This is a genomic window from Pseudodesulfovibrio portus (assembly GCF_026000375.1).
Classification (GTDB): domain Bacteria; phylum Desulfobacterota; class Desulfovibrionia; order Desulfovibrionales; family Desulfovibrionaceae; genus Pseudodesulfovibrio; species Pseudodesulfovibrio portus.
In genome coordinates this window covers 2,191,661-2,209,811 of sequence record NZ_AP026708.1, presented here as the reverse complement: position 1 = coordinate 2,209,811, position 18,151 = coordinate 2,191,661, and the positions used below count along the sequence as shown (strand labels likewise).

Genomic DNA, 18,151 nt, shown 5'->3' with positions numbered 1-18,151 from the left:
ACTCGCACAACCGGTTAGACCGGCCTTGCATGCGAGGAGGAAATATGGATCAGTCAGGCGCTTTGGACAATCTGCTGCAAGAGGAACGGGTTTTCCGCCCGCTCCCGCAATTGGTTATCGAGGCCAACGTCAATCCCCAGGAACTGGAAGGGGCGCGCAAGTTTGCGGCCATGGACCCCGCCGGATACTGGGAGGAGGCCGCCGACGAGCTGGACTGGTTCAAGAAGTGGGACCAGGTCCTGGACGACAAGGACGCGCCCTTTTACCACTGGTTCCCGGGCGCGCGCTGCAACGTGGTCTACAACGCCCTGGACCGGCACATCGAGACCGCCAACAAGAACAAGCTGGCGCTCATCTGGGAAGGCGAGCCCGGCGACCAGCGCAAATACACCTATTTCGAACTCTACCGCGAGGTGAACCGGTTCGCCAACGCCCTGCGCTCTCTCGGCGTGCGCAAGGGGGACCGGGTGGTCATCTACATGCCCCAACTGCCCGAGACCGTCATCGCCATGCTCGCCTCGGCCAAGATCGGGGCCATCCATTCCGTGGTCTTCGCCGGGTTCTCGGCCAAGGCGCTCAGGCAGCGCATCAACGACGCCCAGGCCAAGCTGCTGATCACCGCCGACGGCTTCTACCGCAACGGTCAGATCATCAACCTCAAGGAGACCGCCGACGCCGCCCTGGTCGGGGCCTGCGCCGACTGCGTTGAGTCCATGGTCGTGGTCCGGCGCTGCAACATCGGCGTGGACATGATGGACGGCCGGGACTTCATGTACGAGGACCTCGTCCGCCAGGAGCGCAACGAGGCCCCCACCGAGGTCATGGAAGCCAACGACCCGCTGTTCCTCATGTACACCTCCGGCACCACGGGCAAGCCCAAGGGCATCGTCCACTCCCACGCGGGCTACATGGTGGGCGTCAACCGCACCCTGACCACGGTCTTCGACATCAAGCCCACGGACATCTTCTGGTGCACCGCAGATCCCGGCTGGGTGACGGGCCACTCGGCCGGCGTGTACGGGCCGCTCATGGCCGGCACCACCTCGGTCATGTACGAGGGACACCCCAACTACCCCCAGGCCGACCGCCTCTGGGCCATCGTGGCCAAGTACGGGGTGACGATTTTCTACACCGCGCCGACCATGATCCGCATGCTCATGCGCTTCGGCTCCCAGTACCCCAAGCAGCACGACCTCTCGTCCCTGCGCCTGCTCGGGTCCGTGGGCGAACCCATCTCCCCCGAGGCCTGGACCTGGCTGTACAAGAACATCGGCCGCTCCGAATGCCCGGTGCTCGACACCTGGTGGCAGACCGAGACCGGCATGTTCATGATCGCGCCCCTGCCCATCTCCCTGCTCAAACCCGGGTCCGTGACCAAGCCGCTGCCCGGCGTGGTGGCCGACGTGGTGGACAAGGACGGCAAGCCCGTGCCGCCCGGCAAGGGCGGGCTGCTGGTCATCACCAAGCCCTGGCCGTCAATGATGACCGGGCTGTGGAACGACGATGACCGGTACAAGGAATACTGGGACCGCTTCCCCGGCATCTACTTCGCCGGAGACGTGGCCCGCAAGGACGAGGACGGCTACATCTGGATTCAGGGCCGCGCCGACGACGTCATCAACATCGCCGGGCACCGCATCGGTTCCGCCGAGCTGGAAGCCGCCTTCGGCATGCACGAAGCGGTCAACGAGTGCGCGGTCATCGGCGTGCCCGACAAGATCAAGGGCGAGGCCGCCAAGGCCTTCGTGCTGCTCAATGACGGCTTCTCCCCCGAGGACGACCTGATCAAGGCCCTCAAAAAGACCATCCGAAACGAACTCGGCCCGGTGGCGGTCATCAAGTCCATCGAGTTCCGCAACAAGCTGCCCAAGACCCGCTCCGGCAAGATCATGCGCCGCGTGCTCAAGGCCGAGGAGTTGGGCCACGAGATCGGCGACCTGACAGGGTTGCAGGACGAGGATTAGGTCGCCTCCGGCAACGGGCCCCTGGAGGGCGCCGGCTGCGCCAACGCCGGGGAGTTGGGGTATTCGCACAGCTTGCGCGCATTCGCGTTGCACTTCATTCGTCATTCCTTCATCGTGTTCCGCCGCCCGGCGGCCCTATTTTTGGCTGGCGCCCCAAAAATAGGGGAAAAAGGGCGCTTTTCGAACTTGGCCGCCCCCAAGTTCGGCGGCAAGAATCCGATCCGCTCAGGGCGGCTCCTGTCCCTTGGGGGGACGAGATGCGCTGCCATTATCCAAAATCATACTCCCTGGTGAGCCGTGCCGGTATTCGTACAGGAGCCGCCGCCCCTCGCGGTCGGCTTCTAACCGCCGACCAAGGGCTGATGTTTTCCAGAATGAGCGGTCTGTAGTGGGCGGAAAATGCTGCTTCGAACAGGTGGAGTTTCAACTCCATCCGGTGCTCGGTTGCCAAAGCCGCTGTTGGTTCGCTTTGCTCACCAAGACGCTCCAACTTTGAAGTCGGTCGTACTTATATTTTTGGGTGACTGGAGGGCCTTTAAATCCCGACTTACCAAGTTGGGCCTGCACGTTCATACGAAGCCCGACAATCGATAGCGGGGCTTAGAGCCTGTCGAAGGCGACGCAGCGTTGCCCGATTGCGCCTGCGCATGCAGGCTTTTTATCGGGGCGGTGGAGTCGCCTACAGGCTCTTAGGCCCGCTATCGGGAGCACAGCGCAAAAAAGCGGCTTTTGCTTACTTTTGGCCGCTTTGGTCCAAAAGTAAGTCGCCGAAAAGGCGAAAGGCAGCGTGGGGAGAACGAGCTCTGCATAACGCGGAGCGCGGAAGAGCCTAAAAAGTTGCGACCGCCGAGTGGCGGAACACGATGAAGGAATGACGAATGATGCTGAACGCGAATGCGCGCACACCCTACAGCCCCAACTCCTGATCGATCAGCACGACCTTGATGCGCCCCTTGGGCCAGGACTTGTCGGTGATCGTCCAGACGTTGCAGATGCGGTCCGGGCTTTTGCAGTCCATGCACCGTCCGGTCTTGGCGCACGGGGTCTTTGCGTTGTGGCGCAGGGCGTTTTTGGGGGCCGCGACCTCGCGGATGCGGCGGACGGCGGCGTTGGCGTCGGGCACGATCTTGTTCACGCCCACGGCGATGACCACGTGCCTGGGACCGAACACGATGCCGCCCACGCGGTTGCCGACCATGTCGAGGTTGACCAGCTTGCCGTTTTGCGTGACCGCGTTGGACCCGGTCAGGAAGAGGTCGGAGAGCAGCGCCCGGCGACGGCGCTCGATGATCTCCGAACGGTCCACGTCCTGCTCGAAGGTGTCGATGAAATTGATGGCCGGGTCATTGCGGAAGGCGTCGAGCACCCCTGTCTCCATGAGGGTCATGGAGTCGCCGAAGGACACTATCTCCGGCTCGACGGTCGGGACGATCCGGTTGAGGATGATGTCTGCGGCATGGGCCGACGTGGTTGCCTGATGGACCTCGAACCCGTTGACGGTGAGGGCGGAAACGGTCTCCTGAAGGGCATCTGCGTACATGGGCTTCTCCGGTTGAGGTTCGGGGAACTGCACCGCAATCAACGGGTTATTGCAAGCATTTTCCCGCATCGTCTTGCGGAGGACGCGGCGAATGAGTAGGGTTGCGCCATGCCCCGTATCGCCATCATGTCCGACATCCACGGCAACTTCGAAGCCCTGAAGGAAGTCTTCAGGGACCTCGACAAGCGCGACGTGACCGAGACCTACTGCCTGGGCGACATGGTCGGGTACGGGCCCCAGCCCCGGGAGTGCGTGGACCTGCTGCGCGAACGCGGCGTGGAATGCACCATGGGCAACCACGAGCAGGGGCTGATCAACATCCATTACCTGCGCCGCTTCAACCAGCCCGCAGCCGACGCCTTGCGCTGGACCCGGGAGGCGATCGACCGTGAAACCTATGACTGGCTGACCTCCCGGCACAAATCCATTGTCGCGCACGGCTGCCGCATGGTGCACGGGATGCCCCCGGACTCGGTGAACGAATACCTGTGGCGGCACCGCCACCGCATGGCCGAAGTGTTTGCCGACTTTGCGGAGCCGATCTGTTTCGTGGGGCACACCCATGATCTGAAACGGTACGTGCACCGGGGGGGGGTATGTGAGGAGCGCCCCCTGGAGGTCGGCGCCACCGAACTAGAGCCGGACTGCCGCCATCTGATCAACGTCGGAGCCGTTGGCCAACCGAGAGACGGAGACAACCGTGCGAAATATCTTATCTTCGACACGGACAAAAAGGTCATCGACCTGCACGCCGTCCCCTACGACATCCGGAAAACAGCCGACCTCATCGCCCACTCCGGCCTGCACCGGGGCTTTGCAGACCGCCTCTGGTGACGCTTACCGGACCAGCACTTCCACCCGCCGGTTTCTCGGCTCGGCCTTGCCGTCCGGGGTCGGGACCAACGGATTGTTCTCGCCGTGAGAGGTGGTCTGTATGGCGTCCGGTTCCATGCCGTTGTCCACCAGCATCCGCTTTATCTTTTCCGCCCGCCTGACCGACAACCTATAGTTGTACTCCTCGTCGCCCACGGCGTCCGAGTGACCGACCACCGAGACGTCGGTGGAGTGGCGGATCGCGTAGGACCTCATGATGTCCGGAAACAGTTTGACGGATTCGCTCGTGAGCATGTCCGAATCCATCAGGAAGTACAGGATATACCGGGCCGTGGGGATCGGCTGCGCGGCCAGGGCCTCGCCAAAGGTGGCCTTCACCTCTTCGTCGGTCATGACGAACACGGCATCCTTGCCCCGAACAGCCTGATTGGCCTGATCCAGGTTGACCGTCTCGCCCGACCTGGCGGTGACCGATATCCTGCCCACCGAGCCGTCAAGGTTGGGCATGAGCACGATGGTCTGGCCGCATCCGGCCAGGAACAGGAGACACAGAATGAAGGAGAATGTCTTTTTCATGGCTGGCTCCTAATCGACCTTGACCAGAAAACGGGTACCCCGGATTCCAATGGTTGAAAGCGGCGTTTCCACGTGCATGTTCTCCGGGGACAGCTTGGCCATCTGCCCGGTGATGAACTGCGCCGTGCCCCTGCCCATCCTGACCAGAAATTTCATGGACTCCTTTGACGGATCAAAGGCGAATTCGTCGATGACCATCTCGGACCCGGACCCCAGGGAGAGAATCGTATCGTCCCGGAAAATGACTCCCATGGATGATCTTGCGGCGGTGACGAGGGTATCGCCCTGGAAGAGATGGTCGCCCACCTTCGCCGAGAACCGGTCGGTCCCCCGGCAGACATAGGCCTGCCCGGTTGCCGTCTTCACCGAGCCCACGGCATCGGCCATGTCTTCGGCCCTCGCGGCAGACGGCATCAACAGGACCAGAGCCAGAAACAGTACGAGAAAAACCGACGAGGCACGGGCATCGGAGTATGCGCAGATCATTTCATTCCCCCTATTTTGATTCACGTTTTTCACATTTCACCCTGCCCATGTACCCGTCTATTATTTTTGTCCGTTTTCTGTTGACACCTATACCCGGTATGGGTATATGGGAGGCGTAGGATGCCCATGCCGGGTACAGGTTATAATTGAAAAAAGCCCCCGCGGGCATATGTTTGAGGCATCGTCACAGGTGTTGGAAACGCAATATCAAGCTGGAGGATAGTATGAACCGCAAGCTGACCGTGGCCGTGGCAACGGCACTGATCACGATTTTCGCCGTATCCATGGCCTTCGCCATGGGCGGCGGCAACGCCCGCAAGGGTAAATTTCTCTACCGCAAGAACTGCCGGTCCTGCCACAACGGCACCGACGCTCCCGACCTGAGCCCGGCCGACCGCACCCAGGCCCAATGGACGGCCACCTTTGCCGACACCGGAAAGATCAAGTGTTCCGGCGACTGGACCGTCAACGAGAAGGACCTGAACGACATCTTCACCTATCTGCACGACTTCGCCAAGGACTCCCCGTCCCCGGCCAAGTGCTCCTAATGGCGTAACGCAAGCCGTGCCGGCACGGTGCCGGTGCGGCTTGTTTGCCTCGGGCCAAGCCCCGGGGCGTAACGCGCCGCCGACCGTGCCGTTTCCAGACCTGTGCAGTCGGATACGACGGCAGCGCACCATAGCGGAAATCCGGAGGTAATCCGTGTCGAATCCCAAACAGACCATGTCCCGCCGCGACTTTTTCAAGGCTTCCGGCCTTGTGGCGGCCGGCGCCCTGGGCGGTCCCGCCCTGCTGGGCGGCCTGAAAAAGGCGAACGCGGCCGTGCCCGCTCCTGCCTGGGACTCCAAATTTTCAGCTTGCGACATCTGCTTCAACAAGTGCGGCCTCATCGCACGGGTGGAAGACGGAGTCGTCAAGAAACTCGACCCCAACCCGAAATTCCTGAAGTCGCGCGGCATGCTCTGTGCGCGCGGCAACGCGGGCATCGCCCAGGTCTACGACCCCGACCGCCTCAAGCACCCCCTGCTCCGCAAGGGCGCGCGCGGCGAGGGCAAGTGGCAGCGCATCCCCTGGGACGAGGCCCTGGACATGGCCGCCCAAAAGATGGAGGAGGTCCGCAGCAAGTATACCCCCTGCGGCCATCTCTTCTCCGCCGGCACCGACCTGCACTCCCAGTTCGTGGGCCGGTTCGCCGAAGTCTACGGCTCCTTCAACGTCACCTCGCACGAATCCCTGTGCCTGGTCTCGGGCAACAGGGCCTTCCTGGACACCTACGGCGAGGTGCCTTTTGCCGACGTACTCAACTCCAAGTACATCATCATGGCCGGGGCCAACCGCTTCGAGGCGCTGGTCACCCCGGACTCCATGGACCTGATGACCGCCATCCGCGAGAACGGCTGCAAGCTGGTCACCCTCGACCCGCGCTACACCAAGACTGCGGCCCTGTCCCACGAATGGTATCCGGTGCGTCCCGGCACGGACATGGCCTTCATGCTCGCCCTGGCGCACGTCATCATCGCCGAGAAACTCTACGACCCGCAGTGGATCGAGGAGAAGACCTACGGCATCGAGATGCTCGCCGAGCACGTCAAGCAATACACCCCCGGCTTTGCCGCCGAACAGTGTTCCATCCCTGCCGAGGACATCGCCCGCATCGCCCGCGAACTGGCGGCTGCGGCCCCTGCGGCCATGATCTACCCCGGCCGCCGCACCTCGGACTACGAGAACTCCACCCAGATCCGACGCGCGTTCGCCATCGTCAACGGGCTGCTCGGCAACTGGGACAAGCCCGGCGGGCTGCTGGCGGCCCGCGCCGTGGGGCTCAAGGGCGTGCCCTATGACGCCCCCTGGTACGACGAGAACCAGGAGGACCGCATCGACGCCCACAAGGTGCCCATGATGTTCGAGCACGAGGGCTCCTTCCTGGTCACCCGCGACGCGGTGCTGGCCGACGACCCGTACCCCATCCGCGGCTGGTTCATCTACAAGACCAACCCCATGGGCACGGCCCCCAACCGCAAGAAGACCATCGAGATGATGAACAAGATGGACTTCGTCACCGTGGTGGACATCGCCATGTCCGACACCGCCTGGATGGCCGACCTGGTGCTGCCGTCGCAGTCCTACCTGGAACGCACGGACCCGTGCTCCGGGCTCCAGGGCTCCGTGGCCTGCGCCTGCGTGGTCAAGCGCGATCCGATCATCGAGCCCATGTACGAATCCCGCTCCCTGTTCGACGTCATGAAGGGGATCGCCGGGAGGATGGACCTGGGCGAATACTTCGACTTCACCATCGACGAATACCGCAGGAAGCAGACCCGCGATATCCCCGAGGCGCTGGAGGTCATGGACCGCGACGGCGTGTACTACAACCCGTCCAAGGTCTACGGCATCTACGAGGGCCGCATCTACAAGACCCTTTCCAAGAAGATCGAGCTGTACAACCAGCGATACGAGCAGATGGGCCTCGACCCCATGCCCGTCTACACCGAACCGACAAAGGTCCCGAAAAACCAGTTCCGCCTGGTGGTGGGCCGCGACGCCCTGACCACCCAGACCTCCACGGCCAACAACTCCCTGCTGCACCAGTTCAACCCGGCCAATACCCTGTGGCTGAACACCGAGTCCGCCAAGCGCCTCGGCATCAACGACGGGGACCTGGTCGAGGTGTCCAGCCCGGTGGGCAGGCAGGAGCTTGCGGCAGAGGTCACGGACAAAATCCGCACGGACACGGTGTACATGCTCTCGGGCTACAACACCCTGTCCACCATGCAGACCCTGTCCCACAACGTGGGCGCGTCCATCAACGAACTGCTGGACGACGACTACGACACGGTCACCGGCAACGCGTCCATGCACACGACCTTTGTCTCCGTAACAAGGAAGGTGGCGTAATGGCACAACAACTCGCAATGGTCATCGATGCCGCCAAGTGCATCGACTGCAAGGCCTGCGTGGCCGCCTGCAAGGTCGCCAACTCCGTGCCCGAGGGCCAGTTCCGCAACTGGATCAAACAGGCCGACGACGCCCCGGTTCCCGGAAAGGCGTCGGGCAAGGCCAAGTTCCAGCCCGGTGCGTGCATGCACTGCGACAACCCCACCTGCGTGGACGCCTGCCCAACCGGTGCGACCTACAAGGACCCGGCAACCGGGGAAGTGGTCATCGACCACGGGCTGTGCATCGGCTGCGGCAACTGCCTCCCGGCCTGTCCCTACGGCGCGCGCTTCCGCAACGCCGAAAAGCGCAAGGCCGACAAGTGCAACTACTGTCCCGAACGCCGTGCCGCCGGGATACCCCCGGCCTGCGTGGACACCTGTCCGACCAAGGCGCGCGTCTTCGGCGACATCAACGACCCCGAATCCGAAGCGGGCCGGCTGTACCAGAAGAACAAGGACCAACTGGCCCGCGTGACGGCCAGGACCGACACCAAGCCCAACATGTTCTACATCGGCGATCCCGGAACCCCGGACTGGGGCGGCGAGGCCGTGGTGCCCGCCTCCATGGTCGCCATGAAGCAGACCGCCCCGCTGCTGAAGGCCGTGGTCGGCCTGTCCGGGCTGGGCGTGCTGGCCATGCTCGGCCGTCAGCTGATCGCCGGAAGCGGCGACCACAAGGAGGACACCGATGCCTAAGCTCCACAAACGGCACGACAAATCCGATATCTTCATCCACTGGTTCAATGCGGCCTGCTGGATACTGCTCCTGCTGACCGGCGTGGGGCTGATCCAGCACCCGGCCATCGACCCGTTCGGCTCGGGCTATCCAGAGGGGCTGCGCTCCCTGGTGGGCGGCGGCGCGAACCTGCTGGCCATCCATGAAGGCCTCGGGCTCATCTGGATCGCGGGCTTCGTCTTCTACCTGCTGATCAATTTCCGGGGAGCCAGATTCTTCCTGGCGGAGATCTTCGCGGTCAGCCCGGCCCGGGACATGGGCTGGATGCTCAAGAAGATGGTCCTGATGACGCTGGGGCCCAAGGCCCTCAAGGCGGTCGGAATGGACCCGGAGCTGCCGGACCAGGGATACTACAACATGGGCCAGAAGGCGTTCGCCCAGGCGTCCGTGGTCGGCGGCATCGTCATCGCGGTCACCGGCGTGATCATGTACCTGTCCGACCGGAGCTTCGGGGCCGAGGCCACCGTGCTGGTCAGCTGGTCCATCGCCCTGCACTTCATCGCCGTGGGGCTGGTCTTCGCGGGCCTGCTGGTCCACGTGTACATGGCCGCCATCTCGCCCGAGGAACGGCCCGGCTTCAAGTCCATGTTCACCGGCGTGGTGCCCGACGACTACGCCAAGCACCACCACCGCCTGTGGTGGAACAAGGTCAAGACCGAGGGTGAGTAGCCCCCGGAGCAGATACGAAACGAGGAACCCCGGCCTCTGAGGGGAGGCCGGGATCAAACAACAGTCAAGGAAGGGAGTGTATCATGCACAGGAAAATGATTGCAGCAGCCATGATGCTGGTCTTCGCCCTGGTGGCGTTCGCCGGACCGGCGGTGGCCGAAGAGGCAAAGAAGCCCAAGTTCAAGCAGTACCACACCATCGTGGATTACAACTTCGTGGCCAAGTACGCCAAGATGCCCAAGCCCAAGGGCGTGATGATCATCGACTCCAGGCCCTACAAGCCCAAGTACGTCGACGGTTACATCCCGACCGCGGTGTCCATCCCGGCCAGCCAGTTCGAGAAGATGGCCGACCAGCTGCCCGCCGACAAGGACGATCTGCTGATCTTCTATTGCGGCGGCCTGGCCTGCCCCCTGTCCCACAAGTCCGCCTACATGGCCGAGGAGATGGGCTACACCAACGTCAAGGTCTATGCCGAGGGCTATCCGGACTTCAAGAAGCGGCACGCATACACCTCCATCGGCCTGGAGAACCTCCACGCCAAATTGACCGGCGGCGAAAACTACATGCTGATCGATGCCCGCCCGTACAAGAAGTACCTTGACGGGGCCATCCCGTCCGCCATCGGCATCCCGGATTCCGTGTTTCCGGAAAAGCGCGGCATGCTGCCCGTGGACAAGGTGAACACCACCCTGGTCTACTACTGCGGCGGCTACAAGTGCGCCCTGTCCCACAAGTCCGCTGTCAAGGCCCGGGCCCTGGGCTACAAGAAGGTCGTGGTCGCCGAAGCCGGTTACCCCGGCTGGAAGGAAATGTTCGGCGCGGCCGACGTCGCGGTCAAGGCGGGCGAGGCCGAAGGGGCCGTGGACGCCGAGTGGTTCATGAAGACCCTCAAGGAGAACCCGTCGTCCATCACCCTGATCGACGTGCGCGATCCCGAGGAATTCGCCATGGGCCACTTCCCCACCGCCATCAACATGCCGGTGGACATGGTCGACAAGAAGGGTGCCGACATCCCCACGGACAAGCCCATCGTCTTCTCCTGCGCCACCGGCGCCAGGGCGGGCGAGGCCTACTACCTGTTCCTGGACAAGTTCCCGGACGCCAAGAACGTCTTCTACCTTGAGGCCACCAACGACTTCAACGAAGACAACACCTACGAGGTCCATCCCAACAAGTAGTTCGGGCCGGACCAGAACACCGTTAACAGGGCGGGGAGCATTATGCGCAAGAAAATCATATTGATGGCATGTCTGCTCCTCGCCTTTGCCTTTTCCGCCGTCCCGTCCGCCGCCGACGAGAACGAGGTCTGGTGGGCGTCGGCCAAGGCCGAGGCCGAACGCGACGGATACGGGCTCATCGACGACGCGACCCTGGGCGACCGGGTCCGGAGCGGGGACGCCCCGCTGATCCTCGACGCGCGGGCGGACTACGAGTTCGCAGCCGGGCACATCCCCGGGGCCGTGAACATGGAATTCGACCTGGGCGACCGTTTGGGCCTGCCCGAGGCCAAGCAGCAGGAAATCCGGGAACTGCTGGGACCGGACACGGCGCGGCCCGTGGTCATCTACTGTCGGAGCTTCAGGTGACTGCGCAGCTCCATCGCCGCCCGGTGGGCGGCGCGGCTGGGATACACCAACGTGCTCAGATACCCGGCGGGCTTCCATGGCTGGAAGACGGCCCATCCCGAGCTGGTGGAAGGCAGGACCGAAGAGCGGCACGTGCTGGCCGTGGGCGACTCCTTCCCCACCTGCCGGGTGGCGGTCCTGAGCGGCGACGCGGACAGGGAGTATCTCAATCTTCCCGACAACGCCAAGTGGCTGGAACTGGGCGAGCTGTCCGCACGGTTCGTGCTCATCCAGCTGTACAACACACTGTGCAACGACTGCGTGGCCGAGACCAAGATGCTGTCACGGTTCTTCAAGCAGGTGGAGGCGGACCCGGTCCTCGCCGGTCGGCTCAAGATCATCGGCCTGGGCGTGTACGATTCCAACCAGGCCGTGGTCCGGTTCAGGAAGCACTACGAAGTGGCCTACCCGCTCTTCTCGGACAAGGACGGGCAGATATTCGAATGCCTGGGCCAGGCCGAGTTGCCGTTGGCCTACCTGGTCCGGGCCGAGGGAGACGGGAGTTGGACCATCGAACTGATCCGGCGGGGCTATTTCAAGCCGGACGAAAAATTCCTGAACGTGCTCAAGGCCGCAGTCATCCGGGCCGAGACCACGGACTAGGCGTGAGGCACGGACTCGAGCACGCCGACGGCCAGGTCGGCTCCGGCCATGAACACCGGGTGGGGATCGCTCCCGGCCAGGGCGTCGCGAAAACGGCGCACCCACGGGAGCATGACGGACGTTGCGAATTCGACCCCCTCATCGGCCCGGGCCGGTTCGTCGCCGGACCAGCCCAGCGCCAGCAGGTGGTAGAGGTATTCGAGCTCGATGGCCAGGTGGTCGGGCGGCTCGTTGGAATCGAGGTCCACGGCCAGCCCTGCGGCGGCCAACCTGTCCCGCATGTCCAGGGCGGGGCGTCCCATGGTCCGGGACCCGCCGCCGAGATGGCAGGACTCGTACAGCGGCGCCGGGACGCCGCCGGGACCGGCGATGAAGAGGCGGACGTATTCCGTTTCCAGGGTGTCGAAGTCGCCGTCGCACCCTGCCAGCCCTTCCCGGAGGCGGCTGAGCGGCTCGACCGGGAGGCCTGAATAGTGCTGGACACTGGTAAGGAGTTCGGGCACTCCTGAATCGGTCATAGCCGCCCAGAGCGATGCGCCGGGGCCGCGGAATACGGCCACGCACAGCTCGATGGCTTTGAGAAGAACGATTTTGGAATCGGCGATCGGCATAAATCAAAACCCCCGTGTCGGCTGCGGATGAATACCCTACGATAGTAGGGTAAAGACCCGCCCAGGGCAACGGGAACCTGTAAAGGGGTCAAGGAGAATGGATATGACCGACACTATGAGCGAAGAGGAAAAAATCAAGAAAAACGTCCTCTCCCGCATGAAACGCATCGAGGGACAGGTTCGCGGCATTCAGGGCATGATCGAGGCGGGCAAGGAGTGCCAGGACATCCTGGTCCAGGTCAGGGCCGTGCGCAGCGCCCTGCAATCCGCCAACAAGCTTATCCTGAAACGATACCTGCTTCGATGCTACGCCGAATCCGTGGAAGACGGGACCGACTCCAAGGAGGCCCTGGACAAGTTCATCAGGGTCGTGACAGGGTTCATCGAAGGATAATTTCAGCATGGAGAAGTCAATGAGGAAGATTCTGTTCGCCGTGGCGCTGGTGCTCTTGTTGTGCCGCCCGGCCATAGCCGGAACCAATTACAACGTCTGCTTCAACTCCCTGGACGCCGATCAGAACGGCGTCATGTCGAAGGGCGAGTTCCTGGTCGCCTTTTCCGGGGGCGACGTGACGGTTTTCGAAAAGGCCGACACCGACAAGGACGGCGCCGTGGACCACGAAGAGTGGGAAGCGTACAAGGAAAGCCAGGGATTCGAAGAAACACACTGACCCGCCGAGGGGCCGGTGGAAAAACCGTCGTTCCGGACCGGGACGGCGGTTTTTTCGTGGCCTACGGGTTGAAGAACTCGGCCAGCATGGTCTCCAGCTCTTCCAGGGACACGGGCTTGGCCAGGTAACCGCTCATGCCCTCGGCCAGGAAGGCCTCCCTGTCGCCGCTCATGGCGTGGGCGGTCAAGGCGATGATGGGCACGTCCCGCCTGGGCCCCAGGGTGTCGAGCTCGCGGATGGCCCGGGTCGCCTCGATGCCGTTCATGACCGGCATCTGGACGTCCATGAGCACCATGTCGATATTCTTCTCCTGCATGATGCGCACCGCTTCAAGCCCGTTGACGGCGCAGGTGTGGCGGTGGCCCAGCCGCTCCACGAACCGGGAGATGGTGAGCAGGTTCACGCGCTCGTCCTCCACGATGAGGATATGGCGCGGCGTGGAGGAGGAAGACAGCGACCGGGGCGGCTTCGGCAACAGGGGATCCGGACGGCCCACCACCATGAAAGAGAGCGTGACGTGGACCGTGGTCCCCCTGTCCTGCATGGATTCGATGGAAATGTTGCCGCCCATGAGGGACACCAGCCGCTTGACGATGTGCAGCCCCAGCCCCGTTCCCTGGAACCGCCGCGTATAGGCCCCGTCCACCTGGGTGAACGGGCCGAAGATGCGATCCACCATGTCGTCGGGCACGCCGATGCCGGTGTCCCTGACCGAAAAAAGCAACCTGCACATGCCCCTTTCGTCGCGGGCCAGGCTGAACACCTCCACGGACACCGATCCCATCTCCGTGAACTTGATGGCGTTGCCCACCAGGTTGAAAAGCACCTGCCTGAGCCGGGCCGGGTCGCCGACCACGCATTCCGGGAGGTCGTCGGCAATGGAGAACTCGAGCCCGATCCGTTTCTCGGCGGCCAGCATGACAAAGGTCTCGCGCACGGATTCCACCAACTCGGCCGGGTTGAAATCGACCATGGACAGCACGAGCTTGTTGGCCTCCACCTTGGACAGGTCGAGGATGTCGTTGATCAGGGTCGTCAGGTTCCGACAGGAAGCCAGGGCTGTCCTGACGTAGTCCCGGTGCTCCGGGTCGAGCCGCTCCATCTTCATGAGCTGGAGCATGCCCATGGCCCCGTTGAGAGGCGTACGCAACTCGTGACTCATGTTGGCCAGGAATTCGCTCTTGGCGTGGTTGGCCGCCTCCGCCTTGTCCTTGGCCTCGCGCAGCTGCTTCTCGATGGCCTTCCGATCCGTGATGTCCTGGATGGCCCCGATCCGCTTCAGGGGAGTGCCGTCCGGTGCGAACTCGTAGGAGAAAAGACAGGTGGCAAAACGGTATTCGTCACTGCCGAGCGGCTTGAAGCGAAATTCGAAAAAGTCGTTTGGATATTCCGGCGTTGCGCTTTCGATGCCATGCCGGTACCGCGTCCTGTCCTCGGGATGGATGTGCTCGATGAACGCGGCCTCCGAGGGAGACTCCCCGGCAGGCGGATAGCCGAGAATCTTGAACAGGGCATCGGACCAGTATCCCTTTCCGGTGGACAGGTCCCGCTCGAAGCTGCCCACCGTGGTCAACTCCTGGGCCTTGTTCAGCAGCCGCTCGCTCGCCTCCAGCCGGTTCTGCGCCAACAGCCGCTCCTCCATGGTCCGGTTGAGCCGCCTGTTCAGGGCCGAGACGGTCTGCCAGCGCCAGACGGCAAAGGAGACCATGGTCAGGACAAGCAGGAAGGCTGCGGCCAGGGACACCCGCCAGATGGTCCAGAAAGGAGCGGGCTTGAACCACCAGCGGGCAAAAATCTCATTGTATTCCGGAGAACCCACAAAGTCGCGCAGCGCCTCGTTGACCCTGTCGCGCAGGGGCGCTTCGTCCCTCCGGAACAGATAGCCGCGCTTGAGCTCGATGAGCGGTTCGCCCACCACCTTGATCTGATCCTCGACCCCGATTTCCCGGGCCTTGCGCTTCAGGACGTATTCGGGAAAGACAAAGGCGTCCACCTTGCCCGCGAGCAGGCTGAACAGGGCCTCGTCAATGGTGTTGTACGGCGTGAGGAGCATGCCCGCGGTCTTGCCGAGCACGGTCTGGGCAGCGCTGCGGTCCATGACCGCCGTGCGGCGGCCCGGCAGGTCGTCTATGCCGCCTATGTCATAGGTCTCGTTCCGGACGAAGCAGACCACGGGAATGGTCTCGAAGACATCGGAAAAGATGAACCGCTCCTGCCGCGCCTGGCTGATGCCGATGCCGGGGATGAAATCCCCCCGCCCGGTTTCCAGCGCGCTCATGGCCTCGCCCCAGTTTTCCACCTCCAGCAACTCATAGCGGAGGCCCGTCCGTTCGGCCACTTCCACCAGGACGTCGATGGCAAAACCGGAATGCCCGCCTTCGTCGTCGGAGATATACAGCGGGGGGAAATCCTTGAGAACCACGGCAATCAGGTGGCCGCCCTTTCCATGGGCGGCGTGTGCGGGCGCGGGCGCGAGCAGGACAAGGCACATGGCGCACAACGCCATCATCAATGCCGGAATACCGGCGATGAATACCCCATCTCTTCCCCTCATGACGCTCCCTTCCAGTCGGCAATAGGGACACAGTGCAGAAATCCTGAAAAAAAACAACCCGTTTATTATGCGCTAACCCTTAAAAAAGGCTCCGCTCCAGGTTGTGAAACATCCCGAAAACGGAACAGTGACAGGTTGTTGCGGATAAGTCCGGATGGGATATCGGTACAGGCAGCGGCCGGAACAATCAAGCTCCCGAAATACGTCAGGGCCGACATGGTCTCCCATGTCGGCCCTGTGTTGCTTTTCAGATTCCCCGGAAAACCGGTTAACCGACCAGGTCCTTGTTGCCTTCCACCAGATCGGTGACCACGGACGGATCGGCCAGGGTGGAGGTGTCGCCGAACTCGTCGGAACCCTCGACGATCTTGCGCAGCACGCGGCGCATGATCTTGCCGGACCGGGTCTTGGGCAGCCCGTCGGCGAACTGGATGAACTCGGGGGTGGCGATGGGACCGATCTCCTTGCGCACCCAGACCTTGAGCTCCTTGATCATGTCGTCGGTCGGCTCGATGCCGGACTTGAGGGTGACGTAGGCGTAGATGGTCTCGCCCTTGATCTCGTGGGGCATGCCCACAACCGCGGCCTCGGCCACGTCCTGGTGCGCCACCAGGGCGGACTCGATCTCTGCGGTGCCCATGCGGTGGCCGGACACGTTGATGACGTCGTCCAGCCGACCCATGATCCAGAAGTAGCCGTCCTCGTCGACGCGCGCGCCGTCACCGGCCTCGTAGGCTCCGGGGAACCCGGCGAAGTAGGTGGACTTGTAGCGCTCGGGGTTGCCCCAGACGTTGCGGAGCATGCCGGGCCACGGCTTGTCGATGATCAGGTGGCCGCCCTCGTTGGCGGCGGCGGGCGAACCGTCGCGGCGAACGATCTTGGCGGAGATGCCGGGCAGCGGCAGGGTGGCCGAGCCGGGCTTGAGCGGGGTGGCGTAAGGCAGGGCGGAAATCATGATCCCGCCGGTCTCGGTCTGCCACCAGGTGTCCACGATGGGCAGCCTGCCGCCGCCGATGTTGTTGTGATACCAGAGCCAGGCTTCCGGGTTGATGGGCTCGCCCACCGAACCGAGCAGGCGCAGGGAGGAAAGGTCGTATTTTTTGGTCCATTCCTCGCCTTCACGCATGAGGGCGCGGATGACGGTCGGCGCGGTGTAGAAGATGTTGACCTTGAACTTGTCCACGATCTGCCAGAAGCGGTCCGGCTTGGGATAGCTCGGCACGCCCTCGAACATGACCGAGGTGGCGCCCAGCGCCAGCGGGCCGTACACGATGTAGGAATGGCCGGTGATCCAGCCGATGTCGGCCGTGCACCAGTAGACGTCGTCGTCCTTCACGTCGAACACGTACTGGGTGGTGTGGGCCACATAGGTGTGGTAGCCGGCGGTGGAGTGCAGCACGCCCTTGGGCTTGCCGGTGGAACCGGAGGTGTAAAGAATGATCAGGGGATCTTCGGATTCCATCTCCTCGCAGGGGCAATTGGAGGTGATGTCCTCGGCGGCCATCTCGTCATGCCACCAGGAGTCGCGGCCTTCGACCATGTCGACGTCGTTGCCGCCGCGCTTGACCACGATGCACTGCTCCACGGAGGGGCAGTCCTTGAGGGCCTCGTCGGCGTTGGGCTTGAGCGGGATGGTCTTGCCTGCGCGCAGGACGGCGTCGGCGGTGACCAACACCTTGGCGTCGGCGTCCTCGATGCGCGACTGGAGGGCGATGGAGGAGAAACCGGCGAAGACGATGGAGTGAGGTGCGCCGATGCGGGCGCAGGCGAGCATGGCGATGGCCAGCTCGGGGATCATGGGCATGTAGATGGAAACCCGGTCGCCCTTCCTGACGCCCTTCTTCTTGAGAACGTTGGCGAAGCGGCAGACCTCGGTGTGCAGCATCTGATAGGTGTAGACCTTGGTGTCCTCTTCGGGCTCGCCCTGCCAGACGATGGCGGCCTTGTTGCGGCGGCCGTTCTTCAGGTGGCGGTCCAGGCAGTTGTAGGCCACGTTGGTCTTGCCGCCCTCGTACCACTTGAATTCGGGCTTGTCGTAGTCGGCTTCGAGAACCTTGTCGAAAGGCTTGAACCAATCCAACAGTTCATTGGCGCGGTCGCCCCAGTACCCTTCGGGGTCGTTGAGCGCCCTTTCGTTGGCAGCCTTGTAGGCATCCATGTCCTTGACCCAGGCCTGGGCCTGCATGGAGGTGTCCGGCTGGAAAATCTGCCCCTCTTTTTGCATGCTTTCGATTTTTTTCTCTTCGCTCATCTCGGGATTCTCCTGATCTTGCGTTGACGTCTCTGTGAAATATCCGTCCGCGAACGGACCGCAATCCTCTCTATCGTCTTGGCCTGCCGCGC

Annotated in this window: 16 protein-coding genes; 10 read left to right on the top strand and 6 right to left on the bottom strand. The window is 63.0% G+C overall.

The window, feature by feature from the left end; translation table 11 throughout:
• Positions 1-44: 44 nt before the first annotated feature.
• On the top strand, positions 45-1,964 hold the full coding sequence (acs, locus tag OO730_RS10695; protein ID WP_264981456.1) for an acetate--CoA ligase: 1,920 nt from the start codon (positions 45-47) through the stop codon (positions 1,962-1,964).
• Between the two features lie 907 nt (positions 1,965-2,871).
• Here the strand turns inward: acs (OO730_RS10695) and OO730_RS10690 are convergent.
• Positions 2,872-3,504 carry a lactate utilization protein gene (locus tag OO730_RS10690; protein ID WP_264981455.1) on the bottom strand — a complete coding sequence of 211 codons (633 nt, stop codon included), beginning with the start codon at positions 3,502-3,504 and terminating at the stop codon, positions 2,872-2,874.
• A 108-nt stretch (positions 3,505-3,612) separates the two neighbouring features.
• Here OO730_RS10690 and OO730_RS10685 point away from each other — a divergent pair, with 108 nt between their 5' ends.
• Positions 3,613-4,338, top strand: coding sequence for a metallophosphoesterase family protein (locus tag OO730_RS10685; RefSeq protein WP_264981454.1), 726 nt, complete (start codon positions 3,613-3,615; stop codon positions 4,336-4,338).
• A gap of 3 nt (positions 4,339-4,341) precedes the next feature.
• On the opposite strand, the gene OO730_RS10680 is transcribed toward OO730_RS10685, so the two are convergent.
• Both OO730_RS10680 and OO730_RS10675 read right to left on the bottom strand, forming a co-directional pair.
• Positions 4,342-4,914: an OmpA family protein gene (locus OO730_RS10680; protein WP_264981453.1), complete on the bottom strand. Its 573-nt coding sequence runs from the start codon at positions 4,912-4,914 to the stop codon at positions 4,342-4,344.
• Positions 4,915-4,923: 9 nt separating this feature from the next.
• Complete coding sequence (locus tag OO730_RS10675; protein ID WP_264981452.1) at positions 4,924-5,400, bottom strand: FecR family protein; 477 nt, start codon at positions 5,398-5,400, stop codon at positions 4,924-4,926.
• Between the two features lie 224 nt (positions 5,401-5,624).
• Between OO730_RS10675 and OO730_RS10670 the strand changes: the two genes are divergently transcribed.
• The 6 genes from OO730_RS10670 (at position 5,625) to OO730_RS16260 (ending at position 11,972) form a co-directional block, all read left to right on the top strand.
• Positions 5,625-5,948 carry a c-type cytochrome gene (locus tag OO730_RS10670; protein ID WP_264981451.1) on the top strand — a complete coding sequence of 108 codons (324 nt, stop codon included), beginning with the start codon at positions 5,625-5,627 and terminating at the stop codon, positions 5,946-5,948.
• Between the two features lie 175 nt (positions 5,949-6,123).
• Positions 6,124-8,295, top strand: coding sequence for a molybdopterin-containing oxidoreductase family protein (locus tag OO730_RS10665; protein ID WP_264984157.1), 2,172 nt, complete (start codon positions 6,124-6,126; stop codon positions 8,293-8,295).
• Positions 8,295-9,032, top strand: a complete 738-nt coding sequence (locus OO730_RS10660) for a 4Fe-4S dicluster domain-containing protein (protein WP_264981450.1) — start codon at positions 8,295-8,297, stop codon at positions 9,030-9,032. The genes OO730_RS10665 and OO730_RS10660 overlap by 1 nt, the downstream gene beginning before the upstream one ends.
• Entirely contained in the window at positions 9,025-9,741 is a 717-nt protein-coding gene (locus OO730_RS10655) for a formate dehydrogenase subunit gamma (protein WP_264981449.1), read from the top strand. Before OO730_RS10660 ends, OO730_RS10655 begins: the two co-directional genes overlap by 8 nt.
• Before the next feature lie 83 nt (positions 9,742-9,824).
• Positions 9,825-10,922, top strand: a complete 1,098-nt coding sequence (locus OO730_RS10650) for a rhodanese-like domain-containing protein (RefSeq protein ID WP_264981448.1) — start codon at positions 9,825-9,827, stop codon at positions 10,920-10,922.
• A gap of 42 nt (positions 10,923-10,964) precedes the next feature.
• Positions 10,965-11,972, top strand: coding sequence for a rhodanese-like domain-containing protein (locus OO730_RS16260; RefSeq protein ID WP_271121215.1), 1,008 nt, complete (start codon positions 10,965-10,967; stop codon positions 11,970-11,972).
• Here OO730_RS16260 and OO730_RS10635 read toward each other — a convergent pair.
• Positions 11,969-12,583 (bottom strand): TorD/DmsD family molecular chaperone, encoded by a 615-nt coding sequence (locus OO730_RS10635; RefSeq protein ID WP_264981445.1) that lies wholly within the window; start codon positions 12,581-12,583, stop codon positions 11,969-11,971. The genes OO730_RS16260 and OO730_RS10635 overlap by 4 nt on opposite strands.
• A 103-nt stretch (positions 12,584-12,686) precedes the next feature.
• Here OO730_RS10635 and OO730_RS10630 point away from each other — a divergent pair, with 103 nt between their 5' ends.
• Together OO730_RS10630 and OO730_RS10625 are read left to right on the top strand one after the other, a co-directional pair.
• Entirely contained in the window at positions 12,687-12,977 is a 291-nt protein-coding gene (locus OO730_RS10630) for a metal-sensitive transcriptional regulator (RefSeq protein ID WP_264981444.1), read from the top strand.
• Positions 12,978-12,996: 19 nt separating this feature from the next.
• Positions 12,997-13,254 carry an EF-hand domain-containing protein gene (locus tag OO730_RS10625; protein WP_264981443.1) on the top strand — a complete coding sequence of 86 codons (258 nt, stop codon included), beginning with the start codon at positions 12,997-12,999 and terminating at the stop codon, positions 13,252-13,254.
• 61 nt (positions 13,255-13,315) lie between these two features.
• On the opposite strand, the gene OO730_RS10620 is transcribed toward OO730_RS10625, so the two are convergent.
• Together OO730_RS10620 and acs (OO730_RS10615) are read right to left on the bottom strand one after the other, a co-directional pair.
• Positions 13,316-15,808 (bottom strand): ATP-binding protein, encoded by a 2,493-nt coding sequence (locus OO730_RS10620; RefSeq protein WP_264981442.1) that lies wholly within the window; start codon positions 15,806-15,808, stop codon positions 13,316-13,318.
• Positions 15,809-16,076: 268 nt separating this feature from the next.
• On the bottom strand, positions 16,077-18,059 hold the full coding sequence (gene acs / locus OO730_RS10615; RefSeq protein WP_264981441.1) for an acetate--CoA ligase: 1,983 nt from the start codon (positions 18,057-18,059) through the stop codon (positions 16,077-16,079).
• Positions 18,060-18,151 lie beyond the last annotated feature (92 nt).

Bases quoted from the DNA above. Each gene is read 5' to 3' on its own strand.
- acs (WP_264981456.1), top strand. From the start codon at position 45: ATGGATCAGTCAGGCGCTTTGGACAATCTGCTGCAAGAGGAACGGGTT.
- OO730_RS10690 (WP_264981455.1), bottom strand. From the start codon at position 3,504: ATGTACGCAGATGCCCTTCAGGAGACCGTTTCCGCCCTCACCGTCAAC.
- OO730_RS10685 (WP_264981454.1), top strand. From the start codon at position 3,613: ATGCCCCGTATCGCCATCATGTCCGACATCCACGGCAACTTCGAAGCC.
- OO730_RS10680 (WP_264981453.1), bottom strand. From the start codon at position 4,914: ATGAAAAAGACATTCTCCTTCATTCTGTGTCTCCTGTTCCTGGCCGGA.
- OO730_RS10675 (WP_264981452.1), bottom strand. From the start codon at position 5,400: ATGATCTGCGCATACTCCGATGCCCGTGCCTCGTCGGTTTTTCTCGTA.
- OO730_RS10670 (WP_264981451.1), top strand. From the start codon at position 5,625: ATGAACCGCAAGCTGACCGTGGCCGTGGCAACGGCACTGATCACGATT.
- OO730_RS10665 (WP_264984157.1), top strand. From the start codon at position 6,124: ATGTCCCGCCGCGACTTTTTCAAGGCTTCCGGCCTTGTGGCGGCCGGC.
- OO730_RS10660 (WP_264981450.1), top strand. From the start codon at position 8,295: ATGGCACAACAACTCGCAATGGTCATCGATGCCGCCAAGTGCATCGAC.
- OO730_RS10655 (WP_264981449.1), top strand. From the start codon at position 9,025: ATGCCTAAGCTCCACAAACGGCACGACAAATCCGATATCTTCATCCAC.
- OO730_RS10650 (WP_264981448.1), top strand. From the start codon at position 9,825: ATGCACAGGAAAATGATTGCAGCAGCCATGATGCTGGTCTTCGCCCTG.
- OO730_RS10635 (WP_264981445.1), bottom strand. From the start codon at position 12,583: ATGCCGATCGCCGATTCCAAAATCGTTCTTCTCAAAGCCATCGAGCTG.
- OO730_RS10630 (WP_264981444.1), top strand. From the start codon at position 12,687: ATGACCGACACTATGAGCGAAGAGGAAAAAATCAAGAAAAACGTCCTC.
- OO730_RS10625 (WP_264981443.1), top strand. From the start codon at position 12,997: ATGAGGAAGATTCTGTTCGCCGTGGCGCTGGTGCTCTTGTTGTGCCGC.
- OO730_RS10620 (WP_264981442.1), bottom strand. From the start codon at position 15,808: ATGAGGGGAAGAGATGGGGTATTCATCGCCGGTATTCCGGCATTGATG.
- acs (WP_264981441.1), bottom strand. From the start codon at position 18,059: ATGAGCGAAGAGAAAAAAATCGAAAGCATGCAAAAAGAGGGGCAGATT.